Here is a 16386-nt window from a genome sequence, read left to right on the forward strand (position 1 = left end):
ACAACGACGAGGGGCCCGTACCGATTCGGTACGGGCCCCTCGTCGTGTGTCGGTTCAGCTGAAGATGACCGTCCGGTGTCCGTGCAGCAGGACGCGATTCTCGCAGTGCCAGCGGACCGCCCGCGAGAGTGCGAGTGCCTCGGCGTCCTGTCCGACGGTGGCCAGACGAGACGGGTCGTGAGTGTGGTCGATACGAATGACCTGCTGCTCGATGATCGGGCCCTCGTCCAGGTCGGGGGTGACGTAGTGCGCCGTCGCTCCGACCTGCTTGACGCCCCGGTCGAAGGCCTGGTGGTAGGGCTTCGCGCCCTTGAAGCCGGGCAGGAACGAGTGATGGATGTTGATCGCCTTGCCGTGCAGCGCTCGACACGTCTCGTCGGAGAGCACCTGCATGTACCGGGCCAGCACCACCAGGTCGACCTCGTACTCTGCGACGAGGTCGAGCAGGCGTTGCTCGGCCTCGGCCTTGGTTCCCGGGGTGACGGGAACGTGGACGAACGGCAGCCCGGCAGCCTCGGCCATCGGCCGCAGCACCTCGTGATTGCTCACCACGGCCACCAGTTCGCCGCCGAGATTCTTAGAGCGCCAACGGAAGATGAGGTCGTTGAGGCAGTGCCCCATCTTGGACACCATGACGAGCACGCGCGGCTGGCTGCAGCCGTTGAAGGTGTACGTCATCGCGAATCGATCGGCCACCTCGCGGAAGCTCTCGGTCAGCTTCTCGATGTCGGTGGTGCCGCTGGCCACGAACGAGGTGCGAAGAAAGAACGAGCCGTCCGTGGAGTCGTCGAACTGTTGGTGTTCGGCGATGTCGCAGTCGTTGTCGAAGAGGAACGCACTGACGGCCCGGACGATGCCCGGCCGCTGGCCGCAGCTGAGCGTGAGGGTGAAGTTCTCGGTCATCGAATCTCCTGGTACTGGTGGGTCGTCAGCTGCGGATCTTGGCCATCTCGGGGTCCACGAGGGGCTCGGCCACGACGGTGGCGGACACGAGCCGATCGAAGTATCGAATCTGTACTGCTGCACCTGGTTCTGCGCTACCGGCAGGAACCCAGGCGTAGGCGATCGGCGCACCGACGGTGTGACCGAACGAGGCGCTGGTGACGTAGCCGGCGGGTTCACCGTCCACCAGGACGGGCTCGTGGCCGAGTACCACCGACGTGCCGTCGTCGATCTTCAAGCAGACCAACTTCTTCGAGACGGTGTCGTCGGACATCTCGAGTACGGCGTCGCGGCCGCGGAATTCGCCCTTCTGTGGGCGTACCGCGAAGCCGAGGCCTGCCTCGTAGGGGTTGTGCTCGGTGGTCATGTCCGAACCCCACGACCGGTAGCCCTTCTCCATGCGCAGGCTGTTGAACGCAGCGCGCCCGCCGGCGATGATCCCGAACTCGGAACCGGCCTGCCACAACATGTCCCACAGTCGCTGGCCGTAATCGGCGGTGGTGTACAGCTCCCACCCGAGCTCGCCCACGTATGACAACCGCATCGCGGTGACGGGCACTCCCCCGATACGAACCTGCTTGCAGCGGAAGTACTTGAAGTTCTCGTTCGAGAAGTCGTCCTGGGTGAGCTTCTCCACGACCTCGCGGGCGTGGGGACCCCACAGGCCGATGCAGCACGTGGATCCGGTGATGTCGTCGACGGTGACGCTGCCGTCACTCGGTGCTTCGCGGCGAAGGTAATCGAAGTCGAGATTGCCGTTGGCTCCGACCTGGAACTCGTCCGCGGACAACCGCGCCACGGTGAGATCACTTCGGACGCCGCCCTTCTCGTCGAGAGCCAGCGTGTACGTGACGGCCCCGACGGACTTGTCCATCTTGCCGGACGTCAATCCCTCCAACAGTGCAAGCGCACCGGGCCCGCGAACGCGCAGACGCTTGAGCGGGGTCATGTCGTACATGGCGACGGACGTACGGGTCTTCCACGCCTCGGCCGCGGCAATGGGCGAATGGAACATCGACGCCCACTCGTCGCGCTCGGGCGGCTGCCACTCGACGGGAAGCTGGTGCACCAGATCGGCATTGGCCTCGTACCAGTGCGGGCGTTCCCACCCGCCGCCTTCGAGGAACACGGCACCGAGTTGATGCTGCCGCGCGTTGAAGGGGCTGACCCGAACGTCACGCGGGGACAACCGCGGCTGCGAGGGATGCAGCACGTCGTAGATCTCGATGAAGTTCTGCTGCGAGGTTTCGCTGACGTACGAGGGATCGAGCTGGAAATCCTCGAAGCGGTTGACGTCGCATCCGTGCAGTTCGACCTCGGAGCGTCCGTCGACCAGCAACTGTGCGATGGCCCGGCCGACTCCGGCCGAATGCGTCACCCACACGGCCTCGGCGATCCAGAAGCCCTTGACGTCCGGGGATTCACCGAGCAGCGGTCCGCCGTCGGGGGTGAACGAGAAGACTCCGTTGAAGCCGTGGTCGATCTTGGCGGTCTCGAGGCAGGGCAACAGCAGCTTGGACTGCTCCCACGACGGGGCGAAATCCTCCTGCGTGAAGTCGAGCATGGACGGCATCGCCTCGTCGGACACACCGTCTCCGCCGGGCAGGGTCTTGGTGTCGACGGGCATCGGGCGGTGCGCGTAGGTTCCGATGCCGAGACGGTCGACGTGCTCGCGGAAGTACAGGTCCTGATCCTGATGACGAAGAATGGGCATGCCGGCCTCGGCCGCTTCGGTGTTGCGTCCCACCAGTTCCGGGATCTGATCGGTCTTGGCGTACTGGTGCGCCAAGGGCAGCAGCGGCACCTTCATGCCGACCAGTTCGCCCACATCGGGGCCCCAGAAGCCGGCGCAGGACACCACGATGTCGGCCTCGATGACGCCGTTGTCGGTTGCCACACCGGTGACGCGGCCACCCGTCTGTTCGATACCGATGACCTTGGTGGAACCACGGAACACGGCTCCGCGCGATTCTGCGCGACGGGTGAGTGCCACGACGGCACGGGACGCTTTGGCAAGACCGTCGGTCTCGACGTACAGACCGCCGAGAACCCGCGAACGGTCGATCAGCGGATGCAGTTTGGCGCATTCGGACGGGTCGATGACCGATCCTTCGATTCCCCAGGACGTGGCCCAGCCCTGCTTGCGATGCAGGTCGGCCAGTCGCTCCTCGGTGGTGGCCACTTCGAGGCCGCCGAGCTGATTGAAGCACCACTGCCCGTCCACCTCGAGGCCCATGAACTTCTCGACCGTGTATCGGGCGAGTTCGGTCATGGTCTTGGATGCATTGGTCTGAAACACCAGACCCGGTGCGTGCGAGGTGGATCCACCCGTGAGAGGGAGCGGCCCCTGATCCAGCACGGTGATGCGATCCCAACCGCGTGCGGTGAGCTCGTCGGCCACGTTGGTACCGACTATGCCGGCGCCGATGATGACAACTCTCGGTGAACCCATGGTGGTCCTTCCGTATCGGGGTGGAGAGATGGAGCTCGGCCGAAGCGGTCCACGGCCTGCACGACAACTAACCAGAGATTGATATATCAAGAGTATGGGCAGGGATGGTTGTGGTCAACCCCCGAAATACCGATGATGCGGGACGCATAGTTTCGCGTCCCGCACCATCGCTCACTTCACTTGCCGGCCTTGACTTTCGGCGGGGCCTTGGGGTTCTTGACGATGAACGGGTCGTTCGTGACGTCCTTGTACAGCGAGACACACGTACCGATCATCACCAGTACGAACGGCGCCGCCACGATGATGGTCATCGTCTGCAACCCGTTGAGAGCGTCCGAACCTCCCGTCCACAGCATCAGGATCGCGATGCCGCCGGTGACGACACCCCAGAAGGCGACGACCCCACGGGACGGATCCAGGGTGCCCCGTTGCGACAGCGTGCCCATCACGATCGAGGCAGCGTCGGCACCACTGACGAAGAAGATGCCCACCAAGACCATCACCAACACCGACGAGATGCCGGCCAACGGGAAGTGGTCGAGAACCGCGAACAGCTGCGACTCCGCCTTACCCAGGGCCACCAGATCCTCGGTTCCCTTCTGCTGCTCGCCGATTGCCGCTCCACCGAAGATCGAGAACCAGACCAAGCTCACCGACGTAGGGATGAGAATGACGCCGATGACGAACTGGCGGATGGTGCGGCCGCGACTGATGCGAGCGAGGAACATACCGACGAAGGGGGTCCACGAGATCCACCAGGCCCAGTAGAAGATCGTCCAGGACGAGAGCCAGGACTCGGTCTCGGGACCACCGGATGCCGCCGAGCGCGCCGACATGCCGGCGATGTGCGCGGCGTAGTCACCGAGAGTGGTGGGCAGCAGATTCAGGATCAGGACCGTGGGGCCCGCGACGAACACGAAGATCGCAAGCACGAGAGCCAGCACCATATTGATGTTCGACAGCCACTGAATTCCTTTGGAAACCCCGGACACTGCCGAGGCCACGAATGCAAGTGTCAGGATGGCGACGACAGCCACGAGCAGAAGCGTCCCCGCTTGGTTGACCCAGCCGAGAACCTCGATACCGGAACCGATCTGGAGAGCGCCGAGGCCGAGGGATGCCGCGGTGCCGAACATCGTGGCGAAGATCGCCAGAATGTCGATGACCTTGCCGATGGGGCCTTCGGCGCGGCGACCGATCAGCGGAATGAACGAGGAGCTGATGAGCTGCTTGCGGCCCATCCGGTAGGTGCCGTAGGCGATGGACAATCCGACCACCGCGTACATCGACCACGGATGCAGTCCCCAGTGGAAGATGGCCGTCGACAGTGCCGTTCCCACAGTGGAATCGGTGATTCCGGGCGGCGGGGTGACGAAGTGGGTGAGGGGCTCGGCCACTCCCCAGAAGATCAAGCCGATTCCCATGCCGGCGCTGAACATCATCGCGATCCAGCTGACGGTGTTGAATTCGGGCTTCTCACCGTCTTTGCCGAGCGGAATCTTTCCGTAGCGACTGAGCGCGAGCCACAGCGCGAAGATCACGAACCCGGTGGCCGAGAAGATGAACAGCCAGCCGACGTTGGTCACGACCCAGTCGAGTACCGACGCGTTGACGGACTTCATGTTCTCGGTGCCGAGGATGCCCCATGCCAGAATCGCGATCACGATGGCGGCGGTGATACCGAACACCACCTTGTCGGTGCGCGGCTTGCCCTCCTCTCCGTGGTGGTAGACCTCGAGGGGGCCGTAATGATGAGGGGCATGTTTCTCGGGTGCATCGACGCGAGTTTTGTCGCCCCGGGGTTTGCTGTTCGTTGTCACATCGTTCTCCCTCCGGCTCTCGCCGAATAGGTGTGTCGCCCGTGCACGCAGCGTGGGTGGTCGGATAGGTGCGCGACTCGTTGCTCTCTGCGCAACTACGATTTGTTTGGACTCGAACAAGACTGAGCCGACCCAGGGGCTATGTCAATAGATGGCTGGTCATTTAGACGCGTTCATCACGGTTTTTCGAAACGGACAACGCCCCTGAACAGCATCTATGCAAGTGTAAATGCCAAAAGTTGTCCGAATTCGATACTCGCTTTTAACATTCGATACTGCCCGGTAACTGATATATTAAGCCGATTCCACCACTGCCGGCGGCCTCGAACGCCGCTCCTTCACCTCACTCAGGAGTACCAACCATGCCGCAGCAGGTCCGCGCCGTCGTCGCCACGAGCAAAGGCGAGCCCGTCTCGATCGAGACGATCACCATTCCCGATCCCGGCCCGAACGATGTCGTGGTCACCATCGCCGCGTGCGGGGTGTGTCATACCGATCTGCATTACCGCGAGGGCGGCATCAACGACGAGTTCCCGTTCCTGCTCGGCCACGAAGCCGCAGGCACCGTCGAAACCATCGGCGACGCTGTCACTCATGTCGAGGTCGGCGACTTCGTGGTGTTGAACTGGCGTGCGGTGTGCGGGGAATGCCGAGCCTGCAAGAAAGGCACCCCCTGGTACTGCTTCGACACCCACAATGCGTCGCAGAAGATGACTCTCGCCGATGGCACCGAACTGTCGCCGGCGTTGGGGATCGGGGCGTTCGCCGACAAGACCCTCGTCCACGAAGGACAGTGCACCAAAGTCGACCCGGACTCCGATCCGGCGGTGGTGGGGTTGCTCGGCTGCGGGGTGATGGCCGGGCTCGGGGCGGCGATGAACACCGGCCACGTCTCCCGCGGGGATTCCGTCGCGGTGATCGGCTGCGGCGGTGTCGGTGATGCGGCGATCGCCGGAGCCCGCCTGGCGGGGGCGTCGACGATCATCGCCGTCGACCGCGACAAGAAAAAACTCGACTGGGCCCTCGAACTCGGGGCCACCCACACTGTCGATGCCTCCCAGGTCGATGCCGTCGAGGCCATCCAGGAGCTCACCGGTGGGTTCGGGGCGGATGTGGTCATCGATGCCGTCGGTCGCCCGGAAACCTGGAAGCAGGCGTTCTACGCCCGCGATCTCGCCGGGACCGTCGTCCTCGTCGGGGTGCCGACCCCGGAGATGACCGTCGAGATGTCGTTGATCGATTTCTTCTCCCGGGGTGGGTCGTTGAAGTCGTCGTGGTACGGCGATTGCCTGCCGGAGCGTGATTTTCCGATGTTGGTCGATCTGTACGAGCAGGGTCGGTTGCCGCTCGAGAAGTTCGTGACCGAACGGATCGGTCTCGGTGATATCGAGGCGGCGTTCGAGAAGATGCATCAGGGCACGGTGCTGCGTTCGGTGGTGGTCCTGTGAGTGGGCAGTTCCGGGTCGAGAAGGTGGCCGCTTCCGGTGACTCGAGCCCGTGCGCTGCGGCTCGACACCTCTGATATATCAAAGTTGGCCTTTTTACCCGTCGGAAGCGTTTTGTTTCATGGTGCCCTCGACGTATTCCGACGTCGGGGGCATCATCGAGTCGAGCGGATGCGGCACCGGCTACCCAAGTCATTGCACGGGCTAACCACCTGCTCAGCTGGTACAACGCGTGGTTTGTCCGGTTCCGGTTACGCCGTGTTTCGCATGTATGAAAAGTGCCGTCACCTATTGACACACTCTTGTGGCGATGTTCACACTGTTGTTGCGGGAAGTAAGACGTGTTCCGCATAGCGATACAGAAAGGATCCGAATGCTCAAGGTGTGTTCCTTGGCCGATCTCCCCGGCGGCGAAGCTCTGCGTGTCGACACCACCCCTCCGGTGGCGGTGTTCCACACCGAGGACGGTGAGCTGTTCGCGATCGATGACACCTGTACGCATCAAGACGCGTCGCTCGCCGACGGCTGGCTCGAAGGGTGCGCGGTCGAATGCCCACTCCACGCGTCCACCTTCGACCTGCGTACCGGTGCTGTCGACGCTCCGCCCGCCAAGTTGCCTGTCCGCACGCACACCGTCGTCGTCGAGGACGGCGTCGTCTACGTCGAGCTGAGCACCGCGGCCCCCAATCTTCCGCCCGACGTTCGCAGCCGGTTGGCCGCCGAGGGACATTCATGAAGAGCGTCACCATCGTCGGAGCCTCCCTGGCAGGCCTGTGCTCCGCGCGTGCACTACGGGCCGCTGGGTTCGACGGCTCCGTCACCATCGTCGGTGCCGAGAGTCACCGACCCTACGACCGCCCTCCCCTGTCGAAGGAATACCTCGCCGGCGACGTGGACGTGAGCACTCTCGCCCTCGAACCCGACGACGAAAACCTCGACGCCACCTGGATTCTGGGCCGCACAGCCACCGCCCTCGATCCATCGCGTCGCACCGTCACCCTCGACGACGGTGCCGAGCTGACCTCCGACGGCGTCGTCCTCGCCACCGGCTCACGCGCGCGATCGCTTCCCGGTACCGATCACCTCGCCGGTGTGCATGTATTGCGTACGATCGACGACGCCGACCGGCTGCGTGCAGATCTCACGCCCGGCGCACGTCTCGTCGTCATCGGCGCAGGCTTCATCGGAGCCGAAGTAGCTTCCACCGCAAGGAAGTTGGGCCTCGAGGTCACCGTCGTCGAAGCCGCCCCGTCACCGCTCGCCGGGCCACTCGGTGCACGATTGGGTAGCGCGGTGGGAAATCTGCACCGCGACAACGGCACCACGTTGATCTGCGGAATCGCCGTCGACGGCCTGACCGGCACCGACCGAGTGACGGGCGTTCGCCTCGCGGACGGCCGACTCCTCGACGCCGACGTCGTGGTTGTCGGCATCGGCGGCATTCCGAACATCGACTGGCTCGGCACCAGCGGACTCGCACTGGGCAACGGAATCCTGTGCGACGGCGGCGGCGCGACTGCCGTACCAGGAGTGGTCGCAGTCGGCGACTGCGCCGCATGGCTGGATGCGACCGGCGTCCACCGACGCGTCGAGCATTGGGCCGGGGCGTCCGAACGACCCACCGTTGCAGTGGCCACCCTGCTCTCGGGCAGTTACGGCGGCCAACACGTCAAACCTCCGTATTTCTGGTCCGACCAGTACGGGTCACGTATTCAGTTCGCCGGCACCGCCGGACCGGACAGTGAATGCACCATCGAAGAGGGTTCGCCCGAACTCGGGAGTTTCCTCGCCGTGTATCGATCCGACGGACTTCCGGTCGGTGTACTCGGTGTCAATCAAGTTCGATTGTTCACCCGCTGGCGCCGACAGCTCTCGGCTCCCGCTCGCGCGGTCTGAAATCACCCAGGCCGCTGCTCCACCCGTCGTATTCCATTACCCCAGTTGACGTCTCGTCACCGATCCACAAGATCGGCCACGTACGGAGGACCCCTTGACCACCATTCCCGACACCACGCCGCCCGCAACCTCCCTTCCCCTGCCCGAAAGCCTCATCTCCACCCTGCCCGGTCGCTATTACACCGACCCGGCCATCTTCGAGCTCGAGCAGGAGAAGATCTTCGAGGAACTGTGGATCTGCGCGGTCCGTGCCGCTGACCTGGACAAGCCCGGCGCCTTCCGCACCGTGCAGATCGGCCGCGAAAGCGTCATCGTGACGCGCACCCGAACCGGGGCGATCAAGGCCTACCTGAACGTGTGCGCGCACCGCGGTGCTCGAATCTGCATGGAGGACAAGGGCGAAGTCAAGCGATCGTTCCAGTGTCCGTACCACGCCTGGACCTACGATCTCGACGGAAAGCTCATCGCAGCACCGAATCTCACCAAGATGCCCGACATCGACCGAGTTCGCTACGGCCTGGCGTCGGTGTCGGTCGAGGAATGGCTCGGGTACGTCTGGGTCAATCTGAGCGACAATCCGGCCTCCTTCGACACCACTGTGGTGCAGGACATCCGTGATCGACTCGGCGACGTCGAGTCGATCGACCGCTACAAGATCGAAGACCTCGGTCTCGGCCGCCGCGTGAGCTACGACGTCAAGGCCAACTGGAAGCTCATCATCGAGAACTTCATGGAGTGCTACCACTGCGCCACCATCCACCCCGAGCTGACCGAGGTACTTCCCGAATTCGCCGACGGTTACGCCGCCCAGTACTACGTGGGCCACGGGGCCGAATTCGGGGAATCCGTCAAGGGATTCACGCTCGACGGTTCCGAGGGACACGACTCCATTCCCGGAATCGCACCCGAACAGGACCGGCGCTACTACGCCATCACCGTCCGGCCACAGGTGTTCGTCAACCTCGTCCCGGATCACGTGATCATCCATCGGATGTATCCACTTGCCGCCGATCGCACTCTGGTGGAATGCGATTGGCTGTACCTGCCCGGCGTCGTCGCATCGGGACGGGATCTGCAGAAATCGGTGGAGTTGTTCCACCGCGTCAATCTGCAGGACTTCGAGGCGTGCGAACGCTGCCAGCCCGCCATGAGCTCACGTAAGTACCGCGACGGCGGAGTGCTGGTGGGCAGCGAACACCACATCGGCATCTTCCACGACTGGCTGAAGAACCGCATCGAGGCCTGACCGCACGCTGCCCCGCACTCGGTGCCGATAGGATCGGTAACCATGAGTGTCGAGGTCGCATCGCCGGGCGCCCCCGGATCGTCGGGGGTGCCGGGCGAACCCGGAGCGACGATGGCCGACGTCGCTTACTCGGCTATCCGCGACAAACTGATCATGCTGACCATCAAGCCGGGTGAGGCCGTCGTCGAATCGGCGTTGTCCGCCGAGCTGGGCGTTGGACGCACGCCGGTACGGGAAGCTCTCAAGCGGCTCGAGTACGAGCGCCTCGTCATCTCGCACGCCCGCCGCGGCACTTTTGCCACGGCCATCGACGTCGCCGATCTGGGCGACATCTCCGAAATCCGCCAGCGGCTCGAGCCACTGGCCGCAGCGAAGGCCGCCACCGCGGCTACCGCAACCCAACGCCAAGTTCTGCTGGGCATGGCCGACCGCACCGAGAAGTTCGAGGCGACGCCGCCGAGCCAATACGACCTGATCAACTGGGACGCCGAAGTGCATCGCACCGTCTACCGGCTGGCGGCCAACCCGGTTCTCGAAGACGCATTGATTCGCTACAACAATCTCGCGACGAGAATCTTCTGGTTGTTCATGGATCGTCTGCCTCCCCTGGCCGACCATGTGGGGACGCACACCGAGCTGCTGCGCGCCATCGCGGCCGGGGATGCCGAGAAGGCCGCGACCATCGCCCGAGCACACGTGACCGAGTTCGACGACGCGGTGCGCGCCGTCATCTAGATCGCCGACTCGGGCCACGCTTCGAGGGGCAACACCACGGCCAAGTGCCTGTTACGTATAGTCGCGGGGGTGGCCAGCGACGATTCGACACGTGCCCCCGAGGGTGGCGTCCAGTCCGTCGACCGCGCATTTCGGGTGCTCGAGGTCGTGGCACGGCTCGGAGAGGCCGGCGTGAGCGCCATCGCCACCGAGATCGGTGTGCACAAATCCACGGTGTCGAGGCTGCTGGCGTCGCTCGAAGAACACGACATGGTGATGCAGACGCACAATCGCGGCAAGTACCGGCTCAGCCTCGGAGTCCTCCGGCTCGCGGCGGCCGTGCCCGAGCGTCTGGAGATCACCGAATACGGCCACGCGGTCTGTGAACGCCTCGCCGGCAAGCTCGGCGAAACGGTCAATATCGCTGTGCTGCGGTCCAATACAGCGGTCCACCTGGACCAGGCCCGCGGGCCCAGCTCGGTGGGAACCCACAACTGGATCGGGGAGCAGACACCGCTGCACGCCACCGCGAGCGGCAAGGTGTTGCTGGCTGCCCTCGACTCGGATACTCGTCAGGACGTCGTGGACGGACTCGACCTCCACCGATACACCGAGCACACACTCACCACCAAAGCCGGTCTCACTGCCGAACTCGATGCCGCGGTATCCCTCGGATATGCCGTCGTCGTCGAAGAGTTCGAGACCGGACTCAACGCCATCGCAGCCCCGATTCTCGACTACACCGGCAAGACGACCGCCGCGCTGAGCATCTCGGGACCGGTATACCGCTTCGACGAAACCAGAATGCGGGCCATCGTCCCCGACGTGCTGGCCGCCGCCGCCGAGATCAGCGAAAAAATGGGCTACCGGGAGTCCTTCATCCCCTCGGCCTGAGCGGCCTCCGCGCACTCCACCACGTTCGTCAGCAGCATCGCCCTGGTCATCGGCCCGACCCCGCCGGTCGCTCCACTGAGCCGCCCCGCAATGTGCTCGACGCCGGGGTGCACGTCGCCGAGAATGCCCTCGACGGTACGGGTGATTCCCACCGACAACACCGTGGCCCCGGCACTGATCCAGTCCGGTTGCACCAGATGCGCAACACCCGCTGCCGCGATGACCACGTCGGCGGCCCGAGTGTGCGCGGCGGTGTCCACCGTCGCCTCGTGACACATGGTCACGGTGGCGTGTTCGCTGCGACGCGTCAGCATCAAGCCGAGCGGACGACCCACCGTGATTCCACATCCGATGATGCAGAAGCGAGCACCGGTGATCGGAACATCGTGGTGCCGAAGCAGTTCCAATATCCCGCGTGGGGTGCAGGGCAGCGGCCCATCCATGCCGAGTACGAGCCGACCCAAATTGGTCGGATGCAGCCCGTCGGCATCCTTGCGAGGATCGATCAGCTCGATCACCCGATGGGTGTCGATGTGCGAGGGCAGCGGCAACTGAACGATGAAACCGGTGCACTCGGGATCCTCGTTGAGAGCGTGCACGGCATCTTCGATCTCCTGCTGACTCGCGGTTGCAGGCAACCGGACCTGAATCGAATGCAGTCCCACCTCGGCGCAGTCGCGATGCTTCGCCGCGACATAGGAACGGCTACCCGGATCGTCGCCCACCAGAATCGTGCCCAGACCGGGCCGAATCCCCTGCTGGGCGAGCCGTTCGACGCGGTATCGCAGATCGTCCTTGACGATCGCGCTGACCGCGGTTCCGTCGATCTTGAGCGCTGTGGTCATACTTTCGATTCCTCGGTTCGGCGGTCCGCTGCGGTTCTGATATATCAACTGTCGGTCAGGGTACGGTGAGTCGCAGCGACCGGTCAAGAGCCGCTGTATGGGAGGGTCGAGTCATGGAGCCCCTGCAGCCGATGCGGCCGGTCGACGTGCAACGGGACGAGCGCGAGGCTGCACCTCGATGGAAGGTGTGGGGTGCGCGCATCGTCCTTGTAGGACTTGTTCTGACGGCGGTTCTGGTCGAGGACGGACAGTCATGGATGGTCGTCGCAGGGATATGCACGACAGCGATAGGCGCGGCGCTGACCGTTGCGTCGACGCGCCGAAGGATGCGCGAGAACGCGGGCCGCCGAATTCCCTGGAACGGTCGGCCACCGATCGAACCCCGGCAAGTAGACCTACTGGAGGCCTTCGGATTTCCGATGGCCGTCTTCGGCGTCGCGTTGACCGCGAAGAGCGCATACGTGCCGTGGTCTTTCGCAGTAGCGGTCGTCTGCATCGGCGTTGTCGGGGTGCCCCTGGCGGCGCATGCATGGCACAACCACCGAGTCCGCAGAAGCACGCCCACCCCCTGACCACTCGGGCCAGGCGGGAAGCTCGACGGCGATTGCCCGACGGCGCAGCGCATACAACTGGCCGCGACTCCCACCACATGCCGGTGAAATCCGACCGACCGTCGCCGAGGAAGAGATGATCGAGTCTCTACTATGGAGGCGTCGTTGCCGGTTACCTGCAGAAAAACAGGTCGGGGCGGTGCTGCCGCACTGCATGCGAGAAGGAGTGCCGGTGATGCGCAAGTCCCCTTCTCGGTCGATGTTCCGTGACGGCGCCGGAAACCTGGCGTTGATTGCGGGCATCGTCGCGGTCGTCTGCGCGTTCGTGCCGTTCGTCGGAGACTTTGTGACCATCCCGGCCGGAGTGATCGCGGTGGTCAGTGGCTGGATCGGTCTGGGCCGCGCAGTCGAGGGCGACGCGTCCAACGGTCGCGACGCCGTGATCGGTGCGGCGCTCGGTGGCATCGGATTGTTCGTCGTGTTCCTGACCTTCGCGGCCTCGTCCATGTGACCGCGACCGTCCCGCCCCGGTAGCGGCGGGCCGGATCGGACTACGCGCCGAGCTCCTTCTTCACGATCTTTCCGACGGAGTTCTTCGGTAGAGCGTCGTGGACCACTGTCCGAGTCGGTCGCTTGAACTTGGCCAGGCTCCGCGCGCAGTGCGCGTCCAGCTCGTCGACCGAGATACTGCGACCGGCTCGTGCAACGACGTGTGCGACGGGCACCTCCCCGTAGACCGGATGCGCTTCGCCGACGACGGCCGCTTCCAGGACGTCGGGATGGGATTGCAGGACATGTTCGATTTCGCTCGGCGCGATGTTCTCGCCGCCGCGAATGATCATGTCCTTGAGTCGATCCACCAAGACGAGATAGCCGTCCTCGTCGAGGACTCCGATGTCGCCGGTGTGCAACCACCCCTCTCGAATGGTCTTAGCGGTCACGTCCGGCAGGCCCAGATATCCCTGCATGACCGTCTCTCCGCTCACCAACACTTCACCGGTCCGGCCAGGAAGGGAGCTCGGACCGTCGGGTGTATCGATCGCGATGTCGATACCGGGTAGCGCGATGCCGACCGTGCCCGGCTTGCGAATCCCGTTCGGCGGGTTGATCGTTGCCGCCACAGTGCATTCCGACAGGCCGTACCCTTCGACGACCGGCACGCCGAAGATCGATTCGAATGACGCGATCAGGCCGGCAGGCATGGGCGCTGCTCCACAGATGACGAATCGAAGCGACGAGATGTCGCGGTCGGTCGATCCACGGTCCGCAAGCAGCGAGTACATGGTGGGCACTGCGGAGAAGTAGGTGGGCCGGACAGTCTCCACGTTGTCCCAGAACGTGTCCGGCGAGAAACGAGGCGCGACGTGCACACGCCCGCCGGCTCGTAGCGGAGCGACCGAGCCGACGACAAGTCCGTTGCAATGGAAGAGTGGAAGCACCAACAGGCTCGTATCGGCCTCGGTCAATTCGCAGGCCGTCACGATCGCGGCGCTCATCCGGTCGACGTTGCGATGAGTCAGCACACAGCCTTTCGGCCGCCCCGTCGTTCCCGAGGTGTAGACGATCAAGGCCGGTGCCGAGCTGTCGGCAGGCCCCGATCCACGATGCGCGCCGTCCAACTGCGGCGTGCGGGGACGACGATCGCCGGAGTCCACGTCGATGAACGAAATATCCTGTGCGCGGCCTAGAGTGCAGGCTCGCTCGCTACCGACGAGCACGCGGGCGGTCGAGTCCTCGAGTTGATAGCGCACCTCGTCGTCGGTGAGTGCGGGATTGACGGGAGTCAACGTTGCTCCCAGCACCCATGCCGCGAACATCGTGGTGATGATGTCGATGCGATTCGGAAGCAAGACTGCAACCACATCACCCGCTCCCACCCCCGCGTCGACGAGTTCGGCGGCAACCGAGTCGACTTCGAGCCCGAACTCGGCATTGCTCAACCGAGTGGAGTCGTCGGACAGACACGCGCCGTCCGGGTCGTTGTCGATGCGGCGGTACATGGCCTGCAGAACCGGCGAGAAGGCGTCGAGAATTGGCAGCATGTGACGTAGGTTACGGATTGCCCGTTTGAAAGACTTCGGTCCAGCAGCACAAAAACCGCGGATTATTTGTAGCCCGAAACGAAAAGGAACACCCGTGCCGACACCTGCCGACATCTCGCCCGCCTCCGCCGAGGCGGTGCGCACTCACGTGGCCGCGGTTGCCGCGCACCTCAATGCCCGGCTGGCAGATGTCGTGGCGCAGATGCGCACGACACTCGCGTCGCGCATCACGGAACTGAACAACGAACCATCGCTGATCGAGCTGCTGGGATCGAGTATCGAGGGCAACGTCGACACCATCCTGCACGCTCTGCAGCACGACATCGGCGGTGCCGGATTCGAGCCGCCGGCGGCGGCCATCGAATATGCGCGCCGCCTGGCTCAGTGGGGCGTGCCGGTCAATGCCTTGGTTCGCGCCTATCGACTCGGACAGCAATTTCTGCTCGATCGAGCATTCGAGACCTCGATGTCGCTGGCCGCGCCGGACCCGGTCCGGATGGAAGCGCACCGCGTGATCGTCGATTCGGTGTTCGACTACATCGACTGGATCTCGCAACGGGTGGCCGCGGTGTACGAGACCGAGCGGGAGTCCTGGCTGGCGGACCGCGAGAATGCTCGACTCGATGCGGTACTCGATCTCCTGAACGGCAAGGGGTCGGTGGATGTCGTCGAGCGAGTGACCGGGTATCGACTGCGCGGACGACACCTGGCCGTCGTGGCCTGGGTCGGTGAGTCCGCCGTTCGCGGCGACCGGATGCGCAGGTTCACCACCACCATCCGCGCTCTGGCGGCGGACTTGGACAGTCCGGCCCCTCCCCTGGTGGTCGGACGCGACGGCGCTACCGCGTGGGGATGGATTCAGGTTCCATCGAACGACACAGATCTCGCCGTCGTTCTCGATCGCATCAACACTCGACCGCGGACCGAGGACGCACCCCTGCTGGCGGCCGGGGCCATCGGACTCGACGCGGCCGGGTTCGTCACATCCCACCGGCAGGCTCAGCGCGCCCATCACGTGGCCGTTCTGGGTGGCCGAGGCCGAACGATCGAACGCTACGACGACCCCGGGTTGGCCGTGGTGGACCTGTGCGCTCGCGACCCGTCGGCATTGCAGGCCTGGGTCCTGACCGTGCTGGGACCGCAGTTGGCCGCCGACACCACACATGCCGAACGATTGCGCACCACGTTGCGGATCTACCTCGCGTGCGAACGGAGCCTCTCCGCGGCGGCTGCGGTGATGACGATGCACAAGAACTCGATTCGCTACCGCGTCGACAACGCCGAGAAGCTGCTCCCCCGGCCACTGTCCGACGACCGACTCGCCGTCGAGGTTGCCCTCACCGCATGTCAGTGGCTCGGGGCTCGCATCCTCTCCTGAGAGTGCACTTTGTGTCGGCGTCACAAAAACGAAGGTGAGCCTCGGGTCGGCGAACCATTGGGACCGCCGATAGGAACCCCGTAGCTTTCTGTGGTGCAGGACACAGTCCGATGGTTGCGTCACCGCGACCCGAGCCTCGGGCGAAAGGGCTGACTCCTGCT

The 16386-nt window shown here is 64.3% G+C and carries 14 protein-coding genes; 9 read left to right on the plus strand and 5 right to left on the minus strand.

All coding sequences use genetic code 11. The features are described 5' to 3' along the window. Window positions 1–54 precede the first annotated feature (54 nt). From purU to K414_RS25970, 3 genes are all read right to left on the minus strand, one after another. Complete coding sequence (gene purU / locus K414_RS0103800; protein ID WP_027494736.1) at window positions 55–903, minus strand: formyltetrahydrofolate deformylase; 849 nt, start codon at window positions 901–903, stop codon at window positions 55–57. A 25-nt stretch (window positions 904–928) separates the two neighbouring features. After that, complete coding sequence (locus K414_RS0103805) at window positions 929–3394, minus strand: FAD-dependent oxidoreductase (RefSeq protein ID WP_027494737.1); 2466 nt, start codon at window positions 3392–3394, stop codon at window positions 929–931. A 176-nt stretch (window positions 3395–3570) separates the two neighbouring features. Next, window positions 3571–5085: a BCCT family transporter gene (locus K414_RS25970; protein ID WP_051365301.1), complete on the minus strand. Its 1515-nt coding sequence runs from the start codon at window positions 5083–5085 to the stop codon at window positions 3571–3573. Window positions 5086–5576: 491 nt separating this feature from the next. On the opposite strand from K414_RS25970, the gene K414_RS0103815 reads away from it, so the two are divergent. The 6 genes from K414_RS0103815 (at window position 5577) to K414_RS0103840 (ending at window position 11409) form a co-directional block, all read left to right on the plus strand. After that, complete coding sequence (locus K414_RS0103815) at window positions 5577–6662, plus strand: S-(hydroxymethyl)mycothiol dehydrogenase (RefSeq protein ID WP_027494738.1); 1086 nt, start codon at window positions 5577–5579, stop codon at window positions 6660–6662. A gap of 370 nt (window positions 6663–7032) precedes the next feature. Further along, entirely contained in the window at window positions 7033–7395 is a 363-nt protein-coding gene (locus K414_RS0103820) for a bifunctional 3-phenylpropionate/cinnamic acid dioxygenase ferredoxin subunit (protein WP_027494739.1), read from the plus strand. Then, window positions 7392–8555, plus strand: coding sequence for an FAD-dependent oxidoreductase (locus K414_RS0103825; RefSeq protein WP_196248898.1), 1164 nt, complete (start codon window positions 7392–7394; stop codon window positions 8553–8555). The genes K414_RS0103820 and K414_RS0103825 overlap by 4 nt, the downstream gene beginning before the upstream one ends. 94 nt (window positions 8556–8649) lie before the next feature. Beyond that, the gene (locus K414_RS0103830; RefSeq protein ID WP_027494741.1) at window positions 8650–9801 is read left to right on the plus strand and encodes an aromatic ring-hydroxylating dioxygenase subunit alpha; all 1152 of its coding nucleotides are present in this window, start codon (window positions 8650–8652) and stop codon (window positions 9799–9801) included. 42 nt (window positions 9802–9843) lie between these two features. Continuing rightward, entirely contained in the window at window positions 9844–10536 is a 693-nt protein-coding gene (locus K414_RS0103835) for a GntR family transcriptional regulator (RefSeq protein WP_202595042.1), read from the plus strand. 69 nt (window positions 10537–10605) lie between these two features. Further along, window positions 10606–11409, plus strand: coding sequence for an IclR family transcriptional regulator (locus K414_RS0103840; protein WP_027494743.1), 804 nt, complete (start codon window positions 10606–10608; stop codon window positions 11407–11409). Here K414_RS0103840 and K414_RS0103845 read toward each other — a convergent pair. Then, window positions 11379–12254 carry a bifunctional methylenetetrahydrofolate dehydrogenase/methenyltetrahydrofolate cyclohydrolase gene (locus K414_RS0103845; protein ID WP_027494744.1) on the minus strand — a complete coding sequence of 292 codons (876 nt, stop codon included), beginning with the start codon at window positions 12252–12254 and terminating at the stop codon, window positions 11379–11381. The two genes, K414_RS0103840 and K414_RS0103845, sit on opposite strands and share 31 nt — an antisense overlap. A gap of 113 nt (window positions 12255–12367) precedes the next feature. Here K414_RS0103845 and K414_RS0103850 point away from each other — a divergent pair, with 113 nt between their 5' ends. Both K414_RS0103850 and K414_RS0103855 read left to right on the plus strand, forming a co-directional pair. Then, window positions 12368–12826, plus strand: coding sequence for a hypothetical protein (locus K414_RS0103850; RefSeq protein WP_051364921.1), 459 nt, complete (start codon window positions 12368–12370; stop codon window positions 12824–12826). Between the two features lie 214 nt (window positions 12827–13040). Further along, window positions 13041–13316: a hypothetical protein gene (locus K414_RS0103855; RefSeq protein ID WP_032366628.1), complete on the plus strand. Its 276-nt coding sequence runs from the start codon at window positions 13041–13043 to the stop codon at window positions 13314–13316. Between the two features lie 40 nt (window positions 13317–13356). Here the strand turns inward: K414_RS0103855 and K414_RS25975 are convergent, their stop codons facing one another. Further along, on the minus strand, window positions 13357–14847 hold the full coding sequence (locus K414_RS25975; protein WP_037218872.1) for an AMP-binding protein: 1491 nt from the start codon (window positions 14845–14847) through the stop codon (window positions 13357–13359). Window positions 14848–14941: 94 nt separating this feature from the next. On the opposite strand from K414_RS25975, the gene K414_RS0103865 reads away from it, so the two are divergent. Further along, window positions 14942–16225, plus strand: coding sequence for a helix-turn-helix domain-containing protein (locus K414_RS0103865; protein WP_051364922.1), 1284 nt, complete (start codon window positions 14942–14944; stop codon window positions 16223–16225). Window positions 16226–16386: the final 161 nt, after the last annotated feature.

It is taken from the genome of Rhodococcus sp. JG-3 (genome assembly GCF_000482405.1).
Classification (GTDB): domain Bacteria; phylum Actinomycetota; class Actinomycetes; order Mycobacteriales; family Mycobacteriaceae; genus Rhodococcoides; species Rhodococcoides fascians.